General features: G+C 43.0%; 18 protein-coding genes. 15 read left to right on the forward strand and 3 right to left on the reverse strand.

The genetic code is table 11. The features are described 5' to 3' along the window. Positions 1–36 precede the first annotated feature (36 nt). The gene (locus MHH89_RS07010) at positions 37–672 is read right to left on the reverse strand and encodes a TetR/AcrR family transcriptional regulator (RefSeq protein ID WP_341086700.1); all 636 of its coding nucleotides are present in this window, start codon (positions 670–672) and stop codon (positions 37–39) included. An 80-nt stretch (positions 673–752) separates the two neighbouring features. Between MHH89_RS07010 and MHH89_RS07015 the strand changes: the two genes are divergently transcribed. From MHH89_RS07015 to cydC, 5 genes are all read left to right on the forward strand, one after another. Then, positions 753–2,600, forward strand: a complete 1,848-nt coding sequence (locus MHH89_RS07015; protein ID WP_341086702.1) for a hypothetical protein — start codon at positions 753–755, stop codon at positions 2,598–2,600. 550 nt (positions 2,601–3,150) lie between these two features. Continuing rightward, on the forward strand, positions 3,151–4,515 hold the full coding sequence (locus MHH89_RS07020; protein ID WP_076126520.1) for a cytochrome ubiquinol oxidase subunit I: 1,365 nt from the start codon (positions 3,151–3,153) through the stop codon (positions 4,513–4,515). Beyond that, positions 4,512–5,528 (forward strand): cytochrome d ubiquinol oxidase subunit II, encoded by a 1,017-nt coding sequence (locus MHH89_RS07025; RefSeq protein ID WP_076126522.1) that lies wholly within the window; start codon positions 4,512–4,514, stop codon positions 5,526–5,528. Before MHH89_RS07020 ends, MHH89_RS07025 begins: the two co-directional genes overlap by 4 nt. A 68-nt stretch (positions 5,529–5,596) precedes the next feature. Continuing rightward, positions 5,597–7,441 (forward strand): thiol reductant ABC exporter subunit CydD, encoded by a 1,845-nt coding sequence (gene cydD, locus MHH89_RS07030; protein ID WP_076281797.1) that lies wholly within the window; start codon positions 5,597–5,599, stop codon positions 7,439–7,441. Further along, on the forward strand, positions 7,438–9,165 hold the full coding sequence (cydC, locus tag MHH89_RS07035; protein ID WP_076279705.1) for a thiol reductant ABC exporter subunit CydC: 1,728 nt from the start codon (positions 7,438–7,440) through the stop codon (positions 9,163–9,165). The genes cydD and cydC overlap by 4 nt, the downstream gene beginning before the upstream one ends. Positions 9,166–9,315: 150 nt before the next feature. Here cydC and MHH89_RS07040 read toward each other — a convergent pair whose 3' ends face one another. Beyond that, positions 9,316–9,807: a DUF1036 domain-containing protein gene (locus MHH89_RS07040; RefSeq protein ID WP_076277361.1), complete on the reverse strand. Its 492-nt coding sequence runs from the start codon at positions 9,805–9,807 to the stop codon at positions 9,316–9,318. A gap of 273 nt (positions 9,808–10,080) precedes the next feature. Between MHH89_RS07040 and MHH89_RS07045 the strand changes: the two genes are divergently transcribed. Continuing rightward, positions 10,081–10,674 carry an RNA polymerase sigma factor gene (locus MHH89_RS07045; protein WP_076277362.1) on the forward strand — a complete coding sequence of 198 codons (594 nt, stop codon included), beginning with the start codon at positions 10,081–10,083 and terminating at the stop codon, positions 10,672–10,674. Between the two features lie 85 nt (positions 10,675–10,759). Then, on the forward strand, positions 10,760–11,584 hold the full coding sequence (locus MHH89_RS07050) for a hypothetical protein (RefSeq protein ID WP_076126537.1): 825 nt from the start codon (positions 10,760–10,762) through the stop codon (positions 11,582–11,584). Between the two features lie 198 nt (positions 11,585–11,782). On the opposite strand, the gene MHH89_RS07055 is transcribed toward MHH89_RS07050, so the two are convergent. Beyond that, positions 11,783–12,805, reverse strand: a complete 1,023-nt coding sequence (locus MHH89_RS07055) for an MBL fold metallo-hydrolase (protein ID WP_076279706.1) — start codon at positions 12,803–12,805, stop codon at positions 11,783–11,785. 155 nt (positions 12,806–12,960) lie between these two features. Here MHH89_RS07055 and MHH89_RS07060 point away from each other — a divergent pair, with 155 nt between their 5' ends. From MHH89_RS07060 to MHH89_RS07095, 8 genes are all read left to right on the forward strand, one after another. Further along, entirely contained in the window at positions 12,961–13,971 is a 1,011-nt protein-coding gene (locus MHH89_RS07060; protein ID WP_076279707.1) for a fumarylacetoacetate hydrolase family protein, read from the forward strand. 91 nt (positions 13,972–14,062) lie between these two features. After that, a complete protein-coding gene (locus MHH89_RS07065; RefSeq protein WP_076279708.1) occupies positions 14,063–14,644 on the forward strand; it encodes a TetR/AcrR family transcriptional regulator in 582 nt (193 codons plus the stop codon). A gap of 362 nt (positions 14,645–15,006) precedes the next feature. Then, a complete protein-coding gene (locus tag MHH89_RS07070) occupies positions 15,007–15,954 on the forward strand; it encodes an ABC transporter permease (protein WP_036677080.1) in 948 nt (315 codons plus the stop codon). A 13-nt stretch (positions 15,955–15,967) separates the two neighbouring features. Beyond that, the gene (locus tag MHH89_RS07075) at positions 15,968–16,837 is read left to right on the forward strand and encodes a carbohydrate ABC transporter permease (protein ID WP_036677077.1); all 870 of its coding nucleotides are present in this window, start codon (positions 15,968–15,970) and stop codon (positions 16,835–16,837) included. A gap of 66 nt (positions 16,838–16,903) precedes the next feature. Next, positions 16,904–18,490 carry an extracellular solute-binding protein gene (locus MHH89_RS07080; protein ID WP_036677074.1) on the forward strand — a complete coding sequence of 529 codons (1,587 nt, stop codon included), beginning with the start codon at positions 16,904–16,906 and terminating at the stop codon, positions 18,488–18,490. A 190-nt stretch (positions 18,491–18,680) separates the two neighbouring features. Next, positions 18,681–20,420 (forward strand): sensor histidine kinase, encoded by a 1,740-nt coding sequence (locus MHH89_RS07085; RefSeq protein WP_339243592.1) that lies wholly within the window; start codon positions 18,681–18,683, stop codon positions 20,418–20,420. After that, positions 20,420–22,042 (forward strand): response regulator, encoded by a 1,623-nt coding sequence (locus tag MHH89_RS07090; protein WP_076190273.1) that lies wholly within the window; start codon positions 20,420–20,422, stop codon positions 22,040–22,042. The genes MHH89_RS07085 and MHH89_RS07090 overlap by 1 nt, the downstream gene beginning before the upstream one ends. Before the next feature lie 84 nt (positions 22,043–22,126). Next, complete coding sequence (locus MHH89_RS07095; RefSeq protein ID WP_341086705.1) at positions 22,127–24,358, forward strand: FAD-dependent oxidoreductase; 2,232 nt, start codon at positions 22,127–22,129, stop codon at positions 24,356–24,358. Positions 24,359–24,373 lie beyond the last annotated feature (15 nt).

Here is a 24,373-nt window from a genome sequence, read left to right on the forward strand (position 1 = left end):
CTTTGTTTTTTCATTTATAAACACGTTTTTTAAACCTTATTCCTGGGACATTGGAGTATGGTATACCTCAAGACAAATTTTGGTCATTTCGTCTATGGATTTTGCAAAGTCTGATTGTATCCATTTAAGGAGAACATTATAGAGGGCCCCCGCTTTAAAGTATATTCGGTACACATTCTCGTCGCTTTTGTCATGAGCAGTAGAAAGCATCATTTCATTCAAGCAATCCAGAATTACATGATCAAACTTTGCACTCTGAAGTGCTTTGTAAATGTTCCGCTGCTGAAAAATAACTTCAAAAAGCACTTTGATAAATTTTTGAGGTTCTTTAGCTTTGCCTGTTAATTCATTGGTGTAAGGTAAGAGTTTTTGATTAATTTCGAAAATAAGCGAATCAACCAAATCCACCAGGATCTCTTGCTTGGAGGAATAGTTGTTGTAATAGGCTGTTCGAGAAACCCCTGCGCGCTTCACAATATCGGTGATGGTGATTTTGTCAAAAGGCTGTTCCTGGATCAAGAAGACTAATGCCGTACAGATGGCTTCTCTTGTCAAACGGTTGGTTTCTTTATTGGAACGATGCTGAGAGGTATTTGGACTGTATAATTCATGATTTGAGATGACATTTCCCCTCCATTTGTACATTCTGATGTTCGTTTCATTGTTTTTCATGAGTATTTTCAATATGCTAAAACCATAAGGCATTACAAATGTAATGTCAAAATAATCGTTAGTTAAAATGGGAGGGCGTCATGTTAGAAATCTTATATAGACGATTGTCAGCGGTGCTGCTTTTGATCCTAGCACTATGTGCTACGGTATTCATTGGCAAAGAAACGGTAATCTCAATCGTGACCATCATCTTTTTATTAGCAGAATTAGGCATCTCTTTTTTACTATTAAAGAAGCGTGAGAAGTTACATGTAGTATTTATTAGTGCGATGGTGGCAGAAGGGTTATTCTTACTAACAAGAAATTTTTGGCTGCTTGCGTTTTCTATCCTCTTGCTGATCATAGCGGGCATATGGAGAGGACTCTTGGGGCAAAAGGTAAGCAGAAGAGTTACTCCGTTTCTAGTGGTTCGTAAAGTGTTATTCAGCATTGCTGCACTTATCGTTACTGCACTTTGGGGTATTGGAGTCTATGCAAAACCTATTACAACACCTGTAGCATTAGCTGCTGATACGACAGTGACGATCGATGAACGTAAATTGGATTCTGCAGCAGTGATGCTCAAAGATATTGAAGTAATGAATTCTTTTGGAAGCCGTACAACCGGCTCTGAGGGTCACAATCAGTTTATTGCTTGGCTGGAGCAACAGGTAACGGATATGGGGCTGCAAGTATTTCGTGATCGCTATACTTTTGACCGATGGGAAGAAAAGAACAGTGCTTTAATGATTGATCAGCAGGCAATTCATGTCTCTTCAGCTTTTCCCTATTCCGGGGAAACTGACGAAAAAGGTGTAACCGGGGAGCTGGTGTATACGAAGCGTGGTGAATATGGCCAGGCCAGCGGAAAAATTGCTGTCATTGAAATTGAGAATTTCAGAAATTTTCCAAGTGGGATCGTTATGAATATGCGGGCTTCATCTCCAATGGACAACCAAATTGCCCCAAATGAAGGCGATCTGGTCCTCACTACAGCATTAAAAGAAGCTAAATTGGAGCAAGCGAAGGAAATGGGCGTAAAAGCTGTTGTTTTAGTCTGGAAAGGGGTATCTGACGATAAGGTTGAAGAGCAATATGTGCCTTTTACCACCGATTATGCTGGAATCCCTGCGATTTGGGTGAATGAAACGGAAGGGAAAAAGGTGATCAGCGCAGCTCAGGAGCATAAAGAAGGTACGGTTATTTTAGAAGCGGAAATACAAAAAGATGCCCCAACAGAATCCTTTTATGTGAAAATTGACGGTAAGAATAAAGACGAAGCAATTATCGTAAATACTCATACGGATGGGATAAATGTGGTGGAGGAGAATGGCGCTGTGGGCATGCTGTCTATGATTCGTTACTTACAGCAGGAGCAGCCGGAACGTACGATGATATTTGCTTTTGTGACAGGGCATTTTAGATTACCGGAGTTCAAAGGGTCCTCTCAGGCGACTTCCACCTGGATGGAGGGGCATCGAGAGCTGTGGGATGGCAAGAATGGCCATTTAAAAGCTGTAGCTGGAATTACGATTGAGCATTTAGGCAGCATGGAGTGGAAGGACGATGATACGGGTCACTATGGTCCAACTGGACAAATAAGTACAGAATATACCTATGCGGGCAATGAAATGATGGCAGCCATTTGGCTGAAGGCTATTGAAAAGACAGATAGCACACGTACTGTATTATTGCGTGGACATAACAAGTTTGAGTTTGGAGAGAGTCAGCCCTTATTTGAAGCAGGGATACCGGTGATTGGTTTCATTCCAATGCCCGACTATCTGCTCGTGGATAGTGACAACAGAGAGATGGACAAATTTGATGCAAAGCTAATGCATACGCAAATTGTATCGTTGCTGAAATCGGTCAAGCTAGTGGACGGAACGGAGACGACTAAGCTTGGGAAGTCAGATGGGTATTCTTTTTTCTACGGTCGTACTAAATGATATTGGCAGATCAAGATTTGTCATGACGAAGATGACATTAGCTTTAATTCAAAAAACACTGATGATTTGAGTCAGTGTTTTTTTGTTGCAAAAGGGGGATATATTACGGCTCAAAATGAGAAAATATCGTTTTTTTGCCAGCATCGAAGTAGGAGGGAACTTGTGACATCACATATACACTAATCAATCAATAGCTCCTTCGGGTACTTTTTGTGTTATTCACTGAGTTGTCAGAAAGATTTGACCCTTTCTTGAACGTTTAGGGATTAAGAGATATCTGTGATTGAATTACTTGCAATTTAAGATAAGATGATTTTAATTATTAGGTCACATTATAATTTTGACTGCTCAGTATCAGATAAATCGGGCTCGCCAACTCTTGCTTTGTGAATTTTTTCTCTTTTTACATAGCAAAGAACGATGAACGTCATACTAAAACGAACAGGCAACGATGTCGCTGAACCTTGCTAAACCTGATATTGAATGCAGCCAACAGTTAGCAGGCCTAATCATAGAAAAATGAACAGTGTTTTGAAGGGAGCAGTAAAGAATGGCAATTGATACGGTGCTATGGAGCAGGCTGGTGACAGGCTTGACTCTCGGGTTCCACGTTATTTTTGCGACGATTGGCGTCGGTATACCGCTAATGATCGCTATAGCAGAGTTTATCGGGATTCGGAAGAAGGACCCCCATTATACACTTATGGCAAAGCGGTGGTCTCGAGGATTTGTCATTTCTGTGGCGGTTGGTGTCGTGACCGGTACAGCGATTTCACTACAACTGGCCCTGGTATGGCCGAATTTTATGAAACTGGCTGGGAATGTCATTGCACTTCCGTTATTCATGGAGGTGTTCGCGTTCTTCTTTGAAGCTATCTTCTTGGGCATTTATTTGTATACTTGGGGTCGGTTCAAAAATCCGTATATCCATTGGCTGCTGACGATACCGATTGTCGCCGGGGCAGGCATGTCTGCCGTTTTTATTACGACGGTGAACGGATTCATGAACCAGCCTGAAGGCTTTGTCATGGAAGCAGGCCAATTCACAGCGATTAACCCGGTGCAAGCGATGCTGAATACGGCGACGTTCTCCAAAGTGTTCCATGTATTAAGCTCGGCCTATTTGACTGGAGCTGCCTTGTTAGCCGGGATTGCAGCCTTCGCGATGCTGAGAAAAGGTGTGTCCGCATACCACAAAAAATCTTTAAATCTAATGATGGCAGTCGTTTTACTATTCGGTTTGCTGAACACGTTAGCCGGTGATGTGTCCGCCAAGTTTTTGGCCGAGCATCAGCCAGAGAAGCTTGCAGCGGCAGAGTGGCATTTTGAGACGAGCAGCAGTGTGGATTTGGTGCTATTGGGATGGCTGAATGCAGAGCATGAAGTTCTAGGGGCTCTTCATCTGCCGAAGCTGCTCAGCTTCCTGGCCTTTGGAGACTTTAATGCAGAGGTGACGGGGCTCGAGGAATTCCCCAAGGAAGAATGGCCACCGCTTCTCGTTCATTATCTGTTTGATTTAATGGTCGGAATTGGATTTACTCTGCTCGCGATTTCGTTTCTATATTTTCTGTTTGTGTTCTGGAAAAAGCGTAATGAGCTTAACAAGTGGATGCTTCGCATCATCGCACTGAGCGCCCCTCTCGCTTTTCTGGCTGTTGAGCTGGGATGGTTTTATGCAGAGATTGGCCGACAGCCGTGGATTATCCGTGGATATATGCGTGTTGAGGAGGCTGCCACGTCTTCACCGAATGTAAGAATTATATTCTTCGCCTTATTGCTCTTGTACATCGTACTCGGCAGTATGTGTGTAATCGTGCTGAGACGCTTGTTCAACAATAATCCGGCAGAAGCTGAGATGGAGAAATGGATGAAGGATCATCCTAATCAATTTACGGAAAAGGGGGGCACTGAATGATGAGTTACGAATTGATTGGCATCTCGGTGCTCTGGCTGTTTTTGTACGGCTATTTAATTATAGCTTCCATTGATTTCGGAGCGGGCTTCTTCGCCTTTTATGCACGTTTAACAAAGCAGGATCATCTCATTAATCGTCTGATTTCCCGATATTTATCACCCGTATGGGAGATTACAAATGTATTTTTTATCTTTTTCTATATTGGCATCGTCGGTTTTTTTCCGGACACAGCCTATTATTATGGCTCCGCGTTACTTGTTCCGGGAAGCATTGCGGTGATTCTTCTTGCGATTCGCGGTTCATTCTATGCTTTTGAAAATTACGGTTCCAAGAAAAACATAGTATATCTTTTTTTGTACGGAGCTACAGGTTTGCTTATTCCAGCATCGTTGTCAGTGGCGCTAACTTTGTCTGAAGGCGGCTTTATCGTGAAGCAGGGGGAAACGGTTTCTCTAGATTACTGGGCGCTGTTTACCAATCCGTTATCGTGGAGTATCGTTGGACTGGCAATCGTGTCCGTTTTGTTCATTAGCGGCTCATTTCTGACATTTTACGCTTCTCGGGCGGAGGATCATTCCGCGTTGAAGCTGATGCGCAACTACGCCCTGTTTTGGAGCACACCGACGATAATCCTCGCACTGACAGCATTTATCTATTTGGGTCAACACAATGAGCGGCATTTTCAAAATATGATGGATTTATGGTGGTTGCTGGCACTTTCCGTTGCTTTCTTCATGATCGCGATGTGGCTATTATATAACGGACGCCGTTACGGATTAGCTTTTATATGCGTCATGTTGCAGTTTTTCTGTGCCTTTTTCGCTTATGGGATTGGGCAATACCCTTATATTCTTGATCCGTATATCACGATTCAGAGCAGTGCAACTTCACCGGCAATGGGCTTAGCGTTAGTTATTGTGTTTATCGGCGGTCTATGCCTGTTGATCCCATCCCTTATTCTGGTCTTCAAACTCTTCCTGTTTGATGCGGATTATGTTAAAGGGAAAAAATAAAGCTGATTAATCCATTACGGTATGTTTGAGGTTTCCCTACAAGCCTATAGATAAAGGAGGTGTGATCTGTGAAGAGGAAATCCAGTCTGATTTCTCAACAAATGTCTTCACAAAGGAAAAACATGGCTCTCCTCGCAATCATTTCACTAGCGCTTGGTATAGCTATTGTGAGTCAGGCTGGACTGCTTGCTGAAGCAGTCCAACGGATTTTTGTCGAGAAAGCTTCATTTTCATCGGTTATCCTGTTGCTCGGCATACTTCTAGCTGTTATGGCTGTGCGCACACTGTTGTCTTATGGAAACGGTATAGTTGGCTTACATATGGCTGCCACTGCTAAGACAAATATGCGCGCTGCCGTGCTGCAAAACTTGACTCATGCCTCCATGCCTTCAACCCTTCGTGGACAGACAGGAGGAAAGGTCAGTGTTGCTCTGGATGCTGTGGATGAGGCCGATAGTTATTTCAGTCAATACATGCCGCGTATGATGGAAGCTGCTATCATCCCGGTTCTGATTTTGGTCGTTACATTTATCCAACATGCCAACACAGGTTTCATTCTATTGTTTACTGCTCCGTTCATCCCGCTGTTCATGATTTTGGTAGGGCTGAAAACGAAGAACAAATCCGAAGAAAAATATGCGCAACTGGCTGAGTTCTCAGGGACGTTTCTGGATTCTCTTCAAGGACTGGTGACATTGAAAATATTTGGACGGGCTTACCGTCAGCAACAGGAGATCGAGCGCAGTAGCTTGGGTTATCGTGATGCCACAATGGGCATTTTGAAGATTGCGTTTACGAATACCTTCATGCTGGAATCGATCGTAATGCTTAGCATTGGCATTGTCGCTCTTGAACTGGCCATCCAGTTGCTCGTTTTCAAAGCTATGACGTTCCACACCGCCTTTCTCGTTTTGCTGCTCGTTCCCGAGTTTTACAACCTGTTAAAGAATACGGGAACGGCCTTTCACAGTGGCCGGACAAGTATGGGAGCGGTTCGTAAGGTGGAACAGATGCTTGAGGAAACGGCAGGGGGGAGCAAAAACCTGAATAGCAATGAAGGCGCAGGGACATCCACTGGAATCGACGTGATAGCCAACATAGATAAGGTTGGTGATAGGACCGACAGAATAAGCAAATTGGAACTTACCCATTCTGGAGACCTTTTAATACCGCCGTCCATCGTAATTGACCAACTCCGGTTTCAGTATGCTCCAGATTCATTCAAGCTTGAGACGGGTCGGATCCAGTTTAAACCGGGAGAACATATTGCGATTGTAGGTAAAAGTGGTTCCGGTAAAACGACTTTGCTCCATCTCATTGCCGGTCTGCTGAAACCAGAATCTGGAACGCTTCTGGTGAATGGAAGTCCACTCTCGCAATACGATGAAACTGAATGGTTCGAACATGTTAGCTACATTACGCAGCATCCGTATATTTTTGCAGGCACATTTTCTGAAAATATTGCGATTGGTGCTCGTGGGAGCATCTCCAGGGCAGAAATTGAGCGGGCGGGGGAAGAAGCAGGACTCGCTGCGCTTACAGCCCAATTAGAGCATGGATTTGATACCTTTGTTGGTGAAGGAGGCCGGGGACTGTCTGGTGGGGAAAAGCAACGGCTTGCCTTAGCACGCGCTTTTTTGAAGCGTCCTGCTATCATTTTGTTTGATGAACCCACAGTTGGACTGGATTTGCACACCGAGCGGGTACTGCAACGCTCCATAGCCAAACTGGCAAAAACGGCTACAATGATTACGGTAGCTCACCGATTATATACGATTCAACAAGCCGACAAGATTTTGTTTATGGACAATGGAGTGTTGGTGGACTCGGGACGACATGACGAGCTTCTGGAGCGCCTGCCTCAGTATGCCGAGATGATTGATGTAGAGCGGAAAGGGGGGATATCCTCATGAATGAACTGGCTGTTCTGTCAAAGGCGATGATTCAGGAGCGCAAGGATATCATTCTTTCGATTTTGGGTGGATTTATCGCCGGCATAGCCGGTGTGGCACTCTTTTCTGCGAGCGGATATCTGATTTCGCAAACGGTATTTGCGCCACCGCTTTATACTTTAATTGTACTCACCTCCATGGTCAAACTGCTGGGTCTGCTTCGGGCGGCGAGTCGTTATGGAGAACGCTTGTATTCTCACCGGGCGACATTCTCCATGCTTAGCCGTTTACGTACATCCTTTTTTGCCAAGCTTATTCCTTTAACGCCTGGTATATTGAACAAAAATCGAAGCGGGGATCTGCTTGCGCGGATCGTTGGGGATGTGGAAAGTTTGCAAAATTATTTTTTGCGAGTCGCTTATCCTCCGATCATGGTCGTCATGGTGTTTTTGGCTACGGTGCTGTTTACTTCTACCTTTTCGATCTGGATTGCCGTTTTGTTTGTACTAGGTATGCTGATAACGGCATTCGTTGTACCGGGAATTGTGTTACTCGGGCAGCGGAGAATACATGGACGCGTTCGTGAGCAGAGGGCGCAGCTGTCTACGGAAGTTACCGAAGTGTTGTACGGTTTCCGGGATTTGAAAGTATACGGTCAATTGGCACAACGGGAGGAACAGCTTCAGCACGCTTCCGCTGTATTGGCAACTGAACAGCAACGAGCAGCCGGGCACTTGTTGCGCGGGCAATCGATGCACACTTTTGTTACGTTTCTCGTTTCCTGGGGAGTGCTGACGCTCGGCGCCTATTTAATTATGGAAGGAGCGCTTGCAGGCGTATTTCTTGCCATGTTGGTCATGGCATCCCAAACCGTATTTGAAGAAGCGGCGGCTATGGCCACATTACCTGCGTATAAAGAGGACAGCGAACACGCAGCCAAACGACTGACGGAAACAGTTCAGACCTTTGATGAGCAGTCCTCGCAGCCAAGTGGCACATTGTCTGTTGATCATGCCGTTACGATGGAGCTATCCGATGTTACGTTTCAATATGAAGGGGAGTGGAGACCGGCGCTCAGGGATGTATCCCTGCACATTTTACCTGGTTCCAAAACGGCGATTGTCGGGCCGAGTGGATCAGGAAAATCAACGATTATCGAATTGCTGCTCAAGCTGCGAACACCAACGGCCGGTGATATACGGTTAAACGGCATTTCGGTGAAGGAACTGGATGAAACGAGCATTTGGCAAACGGCTACTGTAGTGTTTCAGCAAAGTCATTTCTTCCGGGGAACGATCCGGGACAACCTGCTGCTGAATGGAGAAGAACATGCAGACGAACAATTGTTGGATGTGCTAGCAAAAATGCAGCTGCCCGATACATCGTTGACCGATATGGTGTATGAAAAAGGGGAGAATCTGTCAGACGGCGAGAAGCAGAGGTTGGCTCTGGCGCGAGCGATGCTCCGTAAAGGACGGGTATGGCTTCTGGACGAACCCACTTCATCGCTGGATTATGTGACAGAGCATCATGTTTTGAAGCATCTCTACGCACAGGCGGCTAATGATACGCTTCTCCTGATTTGTCATCGGCTAACCGGATTGGAAGAGATGGACCAGATTGTGGTCATGGACCAAGGCAGGGTAGTCGAAACGGGGTCCTATTCGGAGTTGATGGGGCAAAAAGGCTATTTTTATGAGATGAAACAAATCGAACAGCAAATGATCGGAGAAGTTGAGGACTGATGATTTAGTGACCTCGACTTCCCTAAACTTCATCTCCTGAAACTATCTTACTTAAAAAAATCAGAAGTAACCCGCAGGAAACAGTTCTACAGGTTGCTTCTGATAAATTCTAAAAACTATACCCTCGCCTTGTTTTCAAAGTAACCTATTCTATAAGCCTCGCAAAGGTCTAATAACCCTACCGATTTTACCCACCTTACCGGGTAACTTTCTTATGCTCGATCTATCCAATTTGAATTTCAGAGATCCTTTTTTTGACAATATAGCATTTCTTAATTTTGATGAATTATTGGTTCTATTCGTAAAAGTTAAAGTATAATTCTGAGAATTCCCAACTTTGAGTTCACGGAAGCCTACCCTGTTACAGCCTGTGCCCTGGCATCTTTCTATCCAACACATGTTGAAGACCGCATTAGGAATATACGTGTAGAAATTACCGCTCCACGTATTTCCGGAATTGTCATACGCGTAATAATAGTAACTTTGATTTGCGGATGATCCAGTTACTATAAGTGAACTTCTGCCTGGGACTAATCGGTACCACCCTTTTTTAACATAAGTGGTAGGGCTACAAGTCGGATCATAGTGAGCAATAGCAAGCCAAATATAGTTAGAGGTATTATTTTGTACATAAAGACTCATTTATATCACTCCATTCAATAGATTTAAACACAATGTTAATATATGTAAAAATATATAGAAGTGAAATAGACAGATTGAGCGTTAAAAAAAGATAGGCTGTACAAGGGAAACGTAACTATTAAATCAAGCGGACTGCACTAAATTGATAGGTGGTTTACGGAAAAGGATCGTACAAGCTCCTTGCGAAGCTCGATTTAGATTGTAATGATTTTTATTGCTGTCACATTTTAGGTTGAGCTCTTCGTTGTATAGAGTGAAAGGGGGGGAGACAGCTTGAATGATACGGAGTTAAATCAGATCATTGCAGATGTGTTGGATGGGAACACAGAACAATTCGAGAAAATCATGGAGATTTATCAAAAACCGATTTTTCTCTACTGTTATCACATGCTGGGCAATTATGCCGAAGCCGAGGAAAACGCACAGGAGGTATTTTTGAAGACCTTCCGCACCTTGAAAAAATATACCCAATATCAGATGGATTTTGGCGCCTGGGTATACAAGATTGCCTACCATCAATGTATCGACATCCTTCGTAAGCGAAAGTTGGTGAAATATTTGCCTTTCTTTTACCAAGATGAGAAAGAAAATAATGAAGTCGATTTGCATATTGAAGCCAACTATTTTGATGAATCCGTACATCAGGCCATGGCAAAATTATCGGCGGAAGAGCGTAATTTGTTAATCTTACGTTGTGTCGAGGATAAAAGCTATCAGGAGATTGGATTGATTCTCGGTAAAAACAGCGCCAGCCTTCGTAAAAGGTACGAACGTACATCTGCAAAATTTCGAAAGTATTACGCTCAAGTGAAGGGAGTGGGAGTGTATGAATATGGACAGGGATCGGGATTTGAAAAAACTGTTTGATGACCCGCGCATTCCCGACGCCGACTTGACAGGAAAAGTAATGAGAATATTACATGCTAAGCCAAAAGAAAAGGAGAGGTTTTTTATGAAATATAAAGTTGTTTTGACTGCGTGTGTAGGGATGATGTTAATGGCCTCCACAGGTTATGCGGCAGTTCAATATCATTCTTTGACGAATAAGGATGGCGAAGTCGTATATGAGACTAAATCGACGAAAGATTACGGAAAAACAGAATCGAAAGATGATATAGAGCGTTACAAGGCATTTTATGAACTTAAGGATAAGGTGCTAAAGAACGGGGAAGCTGGGCTGTTCTATATGGTTGCCAATAATCCGAATCATGAAACAATTCTTGGAACGAAGGTGACTATCTTCCAAGATCTTTCTCAATTGAGAGATAAGATTACGGATAAATCCATTAAGATCGCAGACAAAGTCAATGGAAATTATACATTCCAAAAGGCGGACGTAATCTTTAAAAATGCTCAGGAAGTGAATCCTCCTTCTTCGGAAGAAAAAAAGAAAATGGCAGAAAAGCTGAGAAAGCAGGCGGAAGAATCCAATCAGGGATATGCCATGATGCAGGTTGAAATGACAGATCAGTTTTTCCTTCTCTTTGCTACGTATCAAAATGGCGAAGATAAAATCGGGGTTAATATCACTAATCTGAGTGGAAAGAGCGATCCTACAATGTATATTGACGAGAAGGTTGAATTTAAGCAGGAGAAGGTTCAAGTGAAGGGAGTAGAAATGCTGCATACAGAATTTGCTCCTTCGCAGACGCACGAGCTGAAATGGGTATACGAGAGCCCAGACAAAAAGCTGAAATACGCCTATACTTTACGAGGTGACCTAAATAAAGTAAGCAAAGAAACCCTAATGAAACTTGCCGAAGGCTATTTGGAATAATAAATACAACAACAACGGGAATCTCCTCCCATCCAATTGGGGGGATTCCCCTCTAGTAAACCATAGTCCTTCTTCATTTTTATCATAATCGTTTCTAAGCACCGATTTTAATTCCGTGGAACAATGCAAAAGAACGGCCGCTGTTCGCATCATTTACGACAGGGCCGTTTTTTGTTTTCATAGGTTAGCTGTAAATTGCTATTCTTGCCAAACACTCATAGGGTCCCATGGCTTGATCTGATTGTCATATTTTCCAGCCAAAAAAGCTTTCATGTCTTCCAGCTTAGCAGGCACCTCGTTCCAAACTGGAAGGGGTGGTAACCCTCGTTTGCTTTTCAATAGGATATCCACTGTAACATACAAGCGTTCTGGCTGTATCCAATGAAGGAAGCGGGAAATATCCATTTGCTTGGTCAGAGACAAGGAATCGATTTCATCATTGTAATGCTTGTTGAACTCGCTGATCAGGTTCAAGAGGTAGTCTCTCTGCTCCTTTACGAAATCCAAGCCGCAAATGGCGCCATGTCCTGGAACAACGATTTCGGGTTTAATTTCATCAATAATGCGATCAAGCACTTTAACCCAATTGAGGGTTCCCTCTTCACTGTATGCCGTACATCCGTTAAACACGACATCGCCAGCGAACAGCACTTTTTCTTTTGGCATCCACAACAGCAAGTCACTATCAGAGTGGGCTGGAGCTACGTTGTAAATCATAACTTCCGTATCGCCAAGACGGATGTTGATATCGTCCTTTATCTCAATATTCGGGAGCACCCATTCTACGCCTTCCAGGTCAAATCCTTCAAATTCCGCTGCAAAAAACCGCTCGCCCGGAGTCGATTCCGGAGAATTCTTTCCTCTTCTAATGACGCTGTCCATCCAAGCGATATTTTCGGTGAGACGCTCTCTGGAGGCTTCCTTGTGCATAATAATACAAGCATCTTCAAACACTTTGTTTCCCCAGGCATGGTCGCTGTTATAGTGCGAGTTCACCACATATGCGGGAGAGCCGCCGTTGCTTACATCCATAAAAGCCTCCCGCATTTCCCGCGCATGGAACAAATCGAAAAACGTGTCATACACCAACCCGTCACCCTTGTTGATGAATCCGGCATTGGCCCAACTGATCCCACGATACGGCGAAATACCAGCAAAGACGCCATCTGCGACTTCAAAAAATTTAACGCGAGGTTTTTGGATAATACGTCCATACTTCATAAAAATTCTCCTTTACGTATATGTTTTTGGGGTAAAGCATGCCTTTATTATAGAGAGTGGAAAACATAATTGCAAGCATGTACTTGCATGCATTTGTTCCATGTAATATGATGTAACAGAACAACATCACACTACATGTATGGAGGCGCTGCAACATGAAGCTAGTAACCTTTCAAACCAAAATATCCCAGGAACCTTTGTTTGGGCTTGTAATTAACGAGAAATTTGTCGTGTCTTTTGCCGCAATCATGAAAAAGCAGGGAACATTCGTTGACAGTCTTGAAAGTATGGACAGCTATCTTCATTATTTGCCGGCAAGTTATGATGCCGCTAAGGAATTAATGCAATATGCGGTCGAACAGTCGCATCAATTTAATGAAAATGAAATCTGCCCGATTGTAGCGGTAAACCTGCTGCCGCCAGTTCCAAATCCGGCTGCGCTTATCGATTTCGGACTGACACCAAGACATCTGAGAAATGCTGGCGTAAATCTGCTGCAAAGAGAATATACAGGGCCGGAAAGAGAAGAGCTTAAACAAAAAATTGCTGAAAAATTCCAGCAAGATCCGAACAAAGTAACTTTCAGTTATTACAAATGTAACCATAATGCATTAATTGGCGATGGAGATACGATTCATTGGCCTTCGTACTCTTCCTACCTGGATATTGAGCCGGAGCTGGCCTTTGTTACAGGGATGGAGAACTGCATTGCAGGTTATGTTATTTTTAATGACAGTACTGTCCGCGATGTGCAATGGCCGGACTTCCAGGGGCTGACCGGACCGACGCGCTGCAAAGATTTTGATCGCAGCAAAGGAATAGGGCCATTTCTGGTTACGCCGGATGAAATCGACAATCCGCTGGTACTGGATGTGAATGTATGCATCGGGGAGAGACTGCACTGGAAGGGGAGCACATCCGAGTATGCTGCACACCCTGCAAAAGTGATGGAGGAGGTTCTCAAAGTTTTCACGCCGCTCCCGGGCACGATTATAGGAATGGGGACGATACCGGATTGCTGCGCAATCGAGACCGAAGAATGGCTGTTGCCCTCTGACCGAATCCAGATTACATTTGATAAATTAGGCACGCTCACGCAATTGGTGCCTGATCATGTCAAGATTACGGAACCAAGCCGCTGGGAAAAAAGAAGCGATTTGCCTTAAAAAACGTTTATCAAAATGATGAACCCCAACCCTGCTGCATATGCAAAACTTGTAGTAGAATAGGATTAACATATGCAAAAGGAGAAATACAATGCAAACTTCAGACAGAATCATTGAAGCCGCGACACAGCTCATCAAAAAGAATGGCTATCGGGGAGTAAGCACCAAAGCCATTGCAACGGAAGCTAAAGTCAATGAATCTACGATTTTTCGGCAATTCGGTAGCAAGCAAGGCATATTGGAAGCCATCATTGAAAGACATTCGGATATTCCGCAATTTGAGAAGCTGTTAAAAGAGGAAGCGACCGATAATCCGGAAGTCGATCTGCTGAATGTAAGTCAGCAGTACCGTTTGTTTTTCCATAAAAATGCGGACATCATTTTGATTGGCATCCGCGACAAAGGAATGCTTCCCGAATTAGACAGAATGCTCGCCGATCCGCCGGCGAAGCTTCACTCCTTGCTGGTTGAATATTTTGAACGCTTGCAGAAGAAAAAAGTTATCGCCAGACAGGATGAGCGTCTTGTCGCAATGTCTTTTCTCTCGATGTGCTACGGATTTCAGATGAGTGAACTGATTCACCGGCAATATCAATCCCAATTCGTCACCGAGGAAGAGTTCTACAAGCATAGTGTCTCATTGTTTGTTAAAGGAATTTTGGCTCAGTCATAAGCATTATTGATTTATCCCATTCATCTAATGGAAGAGCATGCAGCGACGGTTGATGATGTGGTGATTATTTTTAGTAATGGAAAATAAAATACGTGGATGCATTATATAGAAACTGACCATTAATTAAGCCCAATTTTTTTAGGGGCTTTTTTTTTGGGGACTCAGGATTGTATTTAGTCTATACCCAAACTTTCGAGTCAGAGTTATTGTACGAGCTTAAATGCAAGACAATCATGCCTATTGCATTGGAATTATCCAGGGCTGTACTTACTTAATATCTTATAAGAAATTCTTGAAATTACAGAAATTTATCCAGTAGGGGGATGCTATTATACAAATACAAATAAAGACGAGGTGATGATATGCAAGCAAAATTGGCAGCGGACGCCATTCCCCTCCCCAAAAAGCGGAACTCATGGATAAGGACGATAAAAAAGTATAAAGTGATGTACGCTCTCTTGTTCCCGGCATTAGTTTACTTTGCCGTATTCAAATACATTCCTATGGCGGGAATCATTATTGCCTTTAAAAACTATAATCTGGCTTTGGGACTATGGGATAGCCCATGGGTGGGATTTAGAAATTTTACAGATTTTATGAACGGCGTTTATTTCTGGGACATCATGAGAAATACGATTATCATATCCCTGTATAAGCTGTTGTTCGGTTTCTCAGCTCCTATCATACTTGCTTTGCTGCTCAATGAAGTTTATACCCAATGGTTTAAGAAAATCGTTCAAACGATCACTTATTTACCCCACTTTCTATCATGGGTCATTGTTTATGGAATGATGGTGGCATTATTAGCCCCAGGGGATGGTCTTTTTAACATGATCTTGAAGGAAACTGGAGTTGAACCCATCTCATTCCTAACGGAACCTGCCTGGGGTAGACTGCTGATCATCTTATCTGAAATATGGAAGGATATTGGATGGGGAGCGATATTGTACCTTGCAGCATTAGCAGGAATCGATCCAAGCTTATATGAAGCGGCTAGAATTGATGGCGCTTCCAAGTGGAGACAGCTATGGCATGTAACACTTCCCGGCATTCGAGGCGTGATGATTCTGATGCTGATCCTTAAATTAAGCCATATTCTGGATGCTGGTTTTGACCAAATATTCATGTTTGCCAACAGCTTTAATCAGGAGAAGATCGACATTATAGACACATGGGTATACCGTGAAGGGCTCGAGCGACTTAAGATTGGCTTGGCTACTGCTGTGGGATTATTTAAAGCGGTCATCGGATTTGTTTTAGTGTTGGCAGCGAATAAGCTCGCCAAAAAATTCGATGGGCAAATTTGGTGAGGTGGTTATCAAAATGATCAATTTGACAATCGGAGAAAAGGTCTGGCAAGCATTCGTTTATTTTATTCTTATTTTGCTAGCTCTACTTTGCTTACTACCCTTTCTATATGTGGTTGCTGTTTCAGTAACGCCAGAATCGGAAGTGCTAAGAAGAGGAATTGTTATTATACCAGAAACCTTTACCTTTCTAGCCTATAAAGAAGTATTCATTTCTCATGGTATTGGGCAGGCGTATAAAATCACATTGTTTCGAACGATTGTGGGCACTGCTCTCAATGTGTTCTTTACGGTAATCGCGGCATATCCGTTATCCAAAAAATATTTGCCGGGTCGCAGCCCATTTTTACTATTCATTGTCTTTACCATGATGTTTGGGGGAGGATTAATTCCGACTTATTTACTAGTCCGCTCTCTGGGATTGCTAAACAGTCCGTGGGTACTGATTATTCCAAATCTCATTAGTGCATTTAATCTGGTGATCATTAAAGGCTTTTTCGAGCAATTGCCTGCTGAAATCGAGGAATCAGCGAGGGTAGACGGTGCAAGTGAACTTCAGTCGTTATGGCGGATCATTTTACCTCTGTCCTTGCCCGTCCTTTCCACAATTTCTTTATTTTACGCAGTCGGGCATTGGAACAGTTACTTCGATGCTATTGTTTATATCAATGATTCCAACTTAATGCCGCTTCAAGTGATCTTGCGCAACATCCTGCTTAACGTCGCAACACAAAGTGCTGATTCGCTTGCCAATACCGGAGCTGTTAGTACGTTCGCTATACAAATGGCAGCAGTTGTCGTAACTACAGTTCCGATTTTGATCGTTTACCCATTTATGCAAAAGCATTTTACCAAAGGTGTGCTCTTGGGATCGGTTAAAGGTTAAAAAGATATTCCAACCTGAGTTGTTACGGGGAAACCGTGATAATATAGAAGCAAAGGAGAGGTCATTATGCAACGTAAAGCGATTACATTTGCTATTCTGACAGCAATGGTCGGTGTGGGAACAGTATTGTCAGGCTGTGGGGAACAAAAAGAGGTTACATCGACAGCTTCGGGTAATTCACAAGGCCAGTCTAGTCCCTTTGAAACCAAATTGAAAATTTCGATGTTTAACCAAGGAACTTTCAATGCTGCTGCTCCGATTCCTCCCCGTGAAGAAGATATCCAACGCCAAATGTTGGAGAAAGCAGTAAATATCGACTTGGAAATGATGATTCCTCAATCAGGGCAAGCAACGACTAAATTAAATACGCTCATTGCTGGCGGAGATATTCCAGATTTGATCTTTTTAAAGAGCCGGGCTGATCTCGCGCAATATTATGACCAAGGCGTTCTTGCGGATTTGACACCGTATCTGGATCAATTCCCTGAACTGCAGAAACGTTTTAGCAACGACTCCTGGGAGGCGATGTCCTATCAGGGAAAAACCATTGGGGTTCCAGGTTATGATAACGTAAACGGTATTAGTCGAAGCTTCTTTATCCGTAATGATTGGCTGAAAAAGCTGAATATGGAAGTGCCAACAACACCTGACGAGCTATTTGAAGTTATGAAAGCCTTTACAGAGAAAGACCCGGACGGCAATGGCAAAAATGATACGTACGGATTCATAGGCGGTATGAATAAAGAAGGCAATCTGCAAACCTATGGCTTCGATAGTTTGATGTGGATGTTTGGAGTCAATCCTCCCTCAGCCATTGATGTGAAAGACAATGAACCGGTGTTCCTGTTTACCGACCCAAAAATGAAAGAAGCGCTCGCTTATATCAATAAAATGATGGAAGCTAAAGTTGTAGATCCAGACTGGGTGACGATGAATACTCCCGATTTATTGGACCAAAAGTTATTTAAGGGTAAAGTTGGCTTTATGATAAGAGATGCCCGCAGGCTGGAACCAGATTATCAGCAAAAAATGAAAGAAATCAGTGGAGAGGTGCCGGAATGGATCGTCATTCCTCCAATGACAGGTCCTTATGGTGATCAAATTGTAGAGAGAAAATCGTTCCAAGGCAATTCATGGGCCATATCCAAGAAAGCGGATAAGGACAAAATCATTCGGATCTTGTCCATGCTGAATTATCTCTTTACGGACAAAGAAGCATATCCAAATTTTGCATACGGAATTAAAGGGATTCATTGGGATTTGGTAGACGGCAAGATCAAAAATAAAACCTCCGAATTATCAAAGGAAATGAAAGAAAAGTACTTATGGGTCGATCATTATAGAATGCCGCGTCGTGGTGATGATGCTGAGTACTTCAGCTTCCAGAATCCGAAGACGGCAGAAGCTTTTGAGAACAATCAGAAATACGTGGCGGCTACGTTGCCCGGGAATTTATTGACTGAAGACCCGAACGATTCATTGGCTGCTGACCGCCAACGCTACATTAATGAAAGCTTGGTCAAATTTATGACTGGCAAAGAACCTCTTTCGAACTGGGACAATTTCCTCAATACATTGGAAACTAAGTTTGACATGCAGAAGTATAAAGACTCAGTAATCAAGCAATTTAAAGAAGCAGGCTTAATCAAGTAAATCAAACGAAGAGAGCGGCTATAATTAGCCCCTCTCTTTATTGAAATATAAGAAAGTGTAAGTTTTACTTTATACTTTATCCTTCTATTTTTCGAAGAAACGCTTATCGTCCTTAAAAAGGACGCCGAAGGCGTTTCTTCTTATCATATGCTATTATTTGTTTATTACAGATTTAAAAGGAAGATGATCGATGCGAAGAAGAATCAGCTTGCCTTTAAAACTATTTTTTATCGTGTTTGCATTTGTGTTAAGCTGCATAATCTTGATAAGCCAATTGTCTTATCGCTATGTCCAAAAGGAAATTAGAACCTCTGACATTTATTATACCAACCAAATACTTGATAAGATTGATCAGTATTTCACAGTTAATTTTTCCTCCTTCCAGACGATGCTGTTCTCGGTCGAGTCATCGGTGAAAGCCAACATTGACAATCCGGACGTGATTAAAAAGCAATTAAGAGAGCTCTATGAACTCAACAGTAATTACGTCAGTAATATTTATTTGATCAAAAGCGATTTATCTATTCTAGGCGGAAGTACACCTACCCGAATATTTGATGAACCTTTAGCTGAAAGAGAACCATTGTTTGATGCAGCTGACAAGAATAGAAGGATTACATTTGTCAGTGATCCTTACAAATCTAAATATTCCGGCTGGACAGTTACGATGGTCCGATATCTGAACAGTGCTCCGTTTCCTATGGCCATTGCAGTAGATTTAGATCTAAATGCCATTGAAGATACCTTGTTCAAGATTAATAAAAAAGAACAAATGAATTTGGCTCTAATCACCGCATCGGGAAAAATCATTGCCGGATTTTCGGAAAATAAAGGCCCCCTGAATGTTCAAGATCATACTTTTTCAATCGGTGAAACGTCAGCAGAAGAAATTCTGGATACTACAGAAACAAACCTTCAACTGCACACCAAGGAGGGGATTCAAGTCTCCCTTCTAAAAAAACCGACTGAAAAATTCAACTGGACCATCATCTCAATCAACGATGAATCACGCTTGAAAGCTGCTTTATCCAGATTGGAAACCTATTATATCGAGCTTCTAGCTGCTGGTTTTCTCTTAAGTCTGTTCGTTTCCTTCTTTATTGCCAAATATATAAGGAACCCGCTCTATGCACTCAAAACAAAAATGAAGCGGGTGGAGCAAGGCTCCCTCACAACTACAATATCGATTAACCGAAATGATGAGTTTGGAGATCTCTCCCGAGCATTCGATCGTATGCTGCAGCAAATTGTGGAACTGATTCGGGGAGCAGAGCTTCATAACGAACTTGAACGAAAGCTGGAAATTCAAGTGCTGCAGTCTCAAATAAACCCTCATTTTCTGTATAACACGCTTGGTTCTATCAGCAATGTCATACGACTCGGACAAATAGAGAAAGTAGATGTGGTGATCGAGTCTCTCATTTCAATATTGGAATATGGGATAGCTGACGCTTCGGAGAAGGTATCACTGCGTCAGGAATTGCAGAATGTATCAGACTATATCGCGATCCAGAACATCCGCTATAACCGAAACTTCCAATTAATCGAAAATATCGAAGCAGGGCTAATAGATTTTCCGGTTTTTCGAATGCTGTTGCAGCCCCTTGTGGAGAATAGTATCTTCCATGGTTATAACGGAGGGGGGATCGAAGGCCCTATTACTATTCATGCGTACAGGGAGGGTGGCAACGTCATCATAGAAGTAGTTGATCAGGGCGAGGGAATTCCAACTGATAAAATAAAGCATATTTTAATTTCAGAACCGGGGGATGTGGAATTGAAAAGGAAAAGAATCGGGTTAAACAATATTCATGACCGAATTAGACTTCACTACGGAGAACAGTTCGGGCTCCAAATCATAAGCATACCTAAGGAAATAACCCGGGTTCGCGCCTTATTCCCAGCAGGCTTGTTTAAAGGAGATGCATGATGATGAGAGACTACACCTGCTTCATTGTTGACGATGAAGATCTAATCATTCAGAGATTGGAATTGTTTTTTCACGAGCGCTCCCTTAGGGATAAGCGATTTCATTTAGTGGGAAAAGCGAATAATGGGCTGAAGGGGATAGAGGAGATCGTAAAGCTTAAGCCGGATATCGTAATATCTGATATCGTCATGCCGCGAATGGATGGGATTTCCATGATTGAGCAGCTAAAGCCAAAGCTTCCCCATACCCAATTCATTCTTTTGACCGCTTATTCATCCTTTGAATACGCCCAGAGAGCTATTCAAGCCAACGTATTGGAATACATTGTTAAGGTTCCGCTCAGAGATGCGGATTTGGATCGAGCTTTAGATAAGGCAGCAGGGATTTTAAATGAAGTTAAGAAAAAAGAAGCGGAATTTCAATCTTTAAACGTATCCGTGCTTGAAAATAAATATCGAGTCCGCAAGCAATTTTTTAACGAGCTTATCAGAGGCGAAATCCCTTCTCATCGGGCATCAGATTTTGCCAATCGTATGCAGTTCCATTTCTTTCAAGCCAACTATCGCTGCTTTATTGTCGAAATGAATATGTATGAAAGTTTCCGAAATGATTATTCAGCGTCTGATCAGAACATATTGAGGTATGCGATTACAAATATAATCGAAGAAACGGTGATGAATGGTGGCAGTGGTGTAGCTGCGGATCTATCCGATAATCGGTTTATTGGCTTTCTATCCTGGGAAAATAATCGTAGTGATCTGGAAACGGAATATGATTGCCAGACATTGGGGGGGCAGATTGTCTCCCATTTGCATCAATATTTGAATCAAAGGGTATCCGTCGCTTTTGGAGGTCCACACCGAGGCTGGGAATCCATCAAACAAGCTTACACGGAAGCACAAAATGTGAGTGATGATTTCTATTATCATACAGAGAAAGTAGTAAAAACACCCATGCATCGGTTCCATTACCATAATGACAGAAAAGAAGAATTTCAGCAGAAATTGGCTGATTTTCTTGCTGGGGTGAAAAGAAAGGTTTCCAAGGAAGAGCTGGAGAAAGCATTTGCTGATCTGAACCAATTTGTTACGGACCATAAAATCCATAAGTCCATCATGGCGCCTATGTTAAGAGACTTGTACAGAGACATTATTGTGAAGTTTAAATCGGGGAACAAGTTGGCCACGGAAGTAGCAGAGTTTCCCATAGAATTTTTAGCTTTTCGGGAGCAGCTTGCCTATATTGGCGACTTTACCTTCGAATATGTACACGCTGGCCAACTTTTACATCGTATAGAAATCATGAGTGCTATGCGGTTTATAGAGAAAAACCTGAAACAGCGATTAACGCTCGAGGCGATTGCCGAGGAAGTGAATTTAGCTCCATCGTATTTTAGCAGCTTATTCAAAAAAACAATGAACGAAGGCGTTATCAGCTACATCAATCGTAAAAAAATCCAATTAGCTCTCGAGCTGTTAAATGTACAGGATTATTCTATATTGGAATTGTGCGAAGAAGTTGGAATTGTGAATGAAGGTTATTTTTGCAAATTATTTAAAGAATATACGGGTGATACTCCTAAGCAATATCGGATAAAAATGACACGGTATGAATCCAATTAAGGTTGCAAAAAATGTGTGATTTTTTCGCGAAATCATGTAAAAAAAAAGGGAGCAAAAGGATTACCATGATAGAAGGATCTAATCATGGAGGTTATCAAAATGGAGCTTATTAAAGCAGATGTAACCGTCGTCGGCGGAGGTATTGCTGGGATATGCGCTGCTATTGCTGCCGCACGCCAAGGGCTGCAAGTGTCACTTATTAATGATCGACCGGTTCTTGGGGGAAATGCGAGCAGCGAGGTCAGGGTTCATATCAACGGGTCGGCTTATCTCGGAAACAGTCCATCCTATTATGCACGCGAAGGAGGGTTGGTGGAAGAACTCAAGTTGAAGATTTTCCACTATAATCCGTTATACAACAAGAAGCTGATGCTTTCGCTTTCGGATACGGTCTTGTTGGATATGGTCTATGCTGAGCCTAACATTTCTCTATTTCTGAATACATGCGTGCATGAGACGGGCATGGAGAACGGCAGAATTAAATGGGTGGATGGTCTTCAATTGGCTTCCGAAAGGAAATTCCGTTTTGAAAGCCGAACCTATATCGATTGCTCTGGAGATGGAGTTGTCGGATATCAGGCAGGTGCTCTCTTCCGATGGGGGAGAGAAGCGAAACATGAATACAAGGAAGAATTGGCTCCTGAAGTGGCGGACCATTACACCATGGGCGATACGATCCTGTTTCAAGCCCGTGACGTAGGATATTCCGTTCCATACAAAAGACCTGGCTTTGCGTATGATATTACGAAGTTGGCCTTTTTCGATAGTATCAGAAAAGGCTTAAACCATCGGGCTTTTCCAAGAAAAATCAACGGGCTTGGCGGATTGTGGTGGCTGGAATACGGCGGACATATGGATATTATCAAAAATAATGAAGACATCGCGTTGGAGCTGCGGAAATTGGTATACGGGATTTGGGATTATCTCAAAAATAGCGGTGAATTTGATGATGTAGACAATCTCATTTTGGATTATGTATGCCCGATCCCGGGAAAGCGGGAGTCGAGGCGGTTTATTGGGGATCACATGTTGTCTCAGAACGATCTCACAGCAAAGCCGCATTTCGAAGATGCTGTATCCGTCGGTGGATGGTATATGGATTTACATGCTAATAAGGGCATCTACGATGAGGGACCGGCTACAGCTTGGAATTTCGTGCCTGGATTGTACAATATCCCTTTCCGCAGTTTATATTCACGAAATATTCCTAATCTCATGTTCGCTGGTCGCAATATAAGTGCTACCCATGTGGCTTTCGGATCTACAAGGGTTATGGCAACCTGCGGTTGTATGGGGCAGGCGGTTGGAACGGCTGCTTCGTTGTGCTCGAAATATGAGGTAGACCCCGCGGCCATAGTCGAAGCTCATATGGGGGAGCTGCAGACGCTATTGCTTCGAGACGGACAAACCATTGTAGGCCTTCAAGAGGAATTGGATCCTTACTTCGCTGACGGATTAACTATTCGTGCCTCGTCTCAGCGCAGCTATGACAATCTTCATCCAACCGAAGAGATTTCCTTGGAGAAAGGGTTATGTTTGGTCTTGCCGATTCAGACATCCGTGGCTGAAAGCGTACGGTTCAAAATTAAAAATAGCTCCAATCATTCGGAAACTCTACATGTGAAGCTTTTTGGCGGGGAATGGAAGGAAAACTACATTCCAACCAGCGAGTTGAGAGACTACCACTTGGTTATTACAGCCGGTCATGACGACTGGATTACGCTAGACTTGGACTGCAAGAAACCGGCTGACGACAAAATCTACATCATATTGGAGGGCACGGCGAGCCTTGCCATATACGGTAATGAAGAGAAATTGACAGGAGCGGTCAGCTTCCACTATAGGCCGGAAGAGCCGTCCAGGCTGAAGAAATTCAATAAGAGCATTTGCTTTAAGGACCTGATGCCAGCTCAGAATATGTATAGTCCTGAGAATGTTGTCAATGGCTACTCCAGACCTTATGGCCAACCGAACGGCTGGATTTCTGAACATTCGGAAGGACAGGAATGGTTGGAATTCTGTTTTGCAAGCCCCAAAAATCTGGACGAAATCCATCTTGTTTTTAATTCGCAGCTGGATTTGGAGCATTTCAACGACCCGATTGAGTCCCTTATCCAAGATTATGATATGACCTTGACCTTAGAAGACGGAACCGAGAGGACAATCATAACTCGTGGAAATTATCTCACGTTGAATAAACATAAGATAGATGCGAATGGTGTAACCCGAATTCGGATTAATTTCGGAGCAACTTATGGTTCGCCTTATTTTGAAGTGTTTGCTGTGAAATTGTTTGCTCCTAAAATCGATAAATGAGGACAGGTGAAGTCA

The organism is Paenibacillus sp. FSL H7-0323 (genome assembly GCF_038002725.1).
Classification (GTDB): domain Bacteria; phylum Bacillota; class Bacilli; order Paenibacillales; family Paenibacillaceae; genus Paenibacillus_AQ; species Paenibacillus_AQ odorifer.

Excerpts from the sequence above, each read along its gene's own strand:
- MHH89_RS07010 (WP_341086700.1), bottom strand. The coding sequence starts at position 672 with ATGAAAAACAATGAAACGAACATCAGAATGTACAAATGGAGGGGAAAT.
- MHH89_RS07015 (WP_341086702.1), top strand. The coding sequence starts at position 753 with ATGTTAGAAATCTTATATAGACGATTGTCAGCGGTGCTGCTTTTGATC.
- MHH89_RS07020 (WP_076126520.1), top strand. The coding sequence starts at position 3,151 with ATGGCAATTGATACGGTGCTATGGAGCAGGCTGGTGACAGGCTTGACT.
- MHH89_RS07025 (WP_076126522.1), top strand. The coding sequence starts at position 4,512 with ATGATGAGTTACGAATTGATTGGCATCTCGGTGCTCTGGCTGTTTTTG.
- cydC (WP_076279705.1), top strand. The coding sequence starts at position 7,438 with ATGAATGAACTGGCTGTTCTGTCAAAGGCGATGATTCAGGAGCGCAAG.
- MHH89_RS07040 (WP_076277361.1), bottom strand. The coding sequence starts at position 9,807 with ATGAGTCTTTATGTACAAAATAATACCTCTAACTATATTTGGCTTGCT.
- MHH89_RS07050 (WP_076126537.1), top strand. The coding sequence starts at position 10,760 with ATGAAATATAAAGTTGTTTTGACTGCGTGTGTAGGGATGATGTTAATG.
- MHH89_RS07055 (WP_076279706.1), bottom strand. The coding sequence starts at position 12,805 with ATGAAGTATGGACGTATTATCCAAAAACCTCGCGTTAAATTTTTTGAA.
- MHH89_RS07060 (WP_076279707.1), top strand. The coding sequence starts at position 12,961 with ATGAAGCTAGTAACCTTTCAAACCAAAATATCCCAGGAACCTTTGTTT.
- MHH89_RS07065 (WP_076279708.1), top strand. The coding sequence starts at position 14,063 with ATGCAAACTTCAGACAGAATCATTGAAGCCGCGACACAGCTCATCAAA.
- MHH89_RS07070 (WP_036677080.1), top strand. The coding sequence starts at position 15,007 with ATGCAAGCAAAATTGGCAGCGGACGCCATTCCCCTCCCCAAAAAGCGG.
- MHH89_RS07075 (WP_036677077.1), top strand. The coding sequence starts at position 15,968 with ATGATCAATTTGACAATCGGAGAAAAGGTCTGGCAAGCATTCGTTTAT.
- MHH89_RS07080 (WP_036677074.1), top strand. The coding sequence starts at position 16,904 with ATGCAACGTAAAGCGATTACATTTGCTATTCTGACAGCAATGGTCGGT.
- MHH89_RS07085 (WP_339243592.1), top strand. The coding sequence starts at position 18,681 with ATGCGAAGAAGAATCAGCTTGCCTTTAAAACTATTTTTTATCGTGTTT.
- MHH89_RS07090 (WP_076190273.1), top strand. The coding sequence starts at position 20,420 with ATGATGAGAGACTACACCTGCTTCATTGTTGACGATGAAGATCTAATC.
- MHH89_RS07095 (WP_341086705.1), top strand. The coding sequence starts at position 22,127 with ATGGAGGTTATCAAAATGGAGCTTATTAAAGCAGATGTAACCGTCGTC.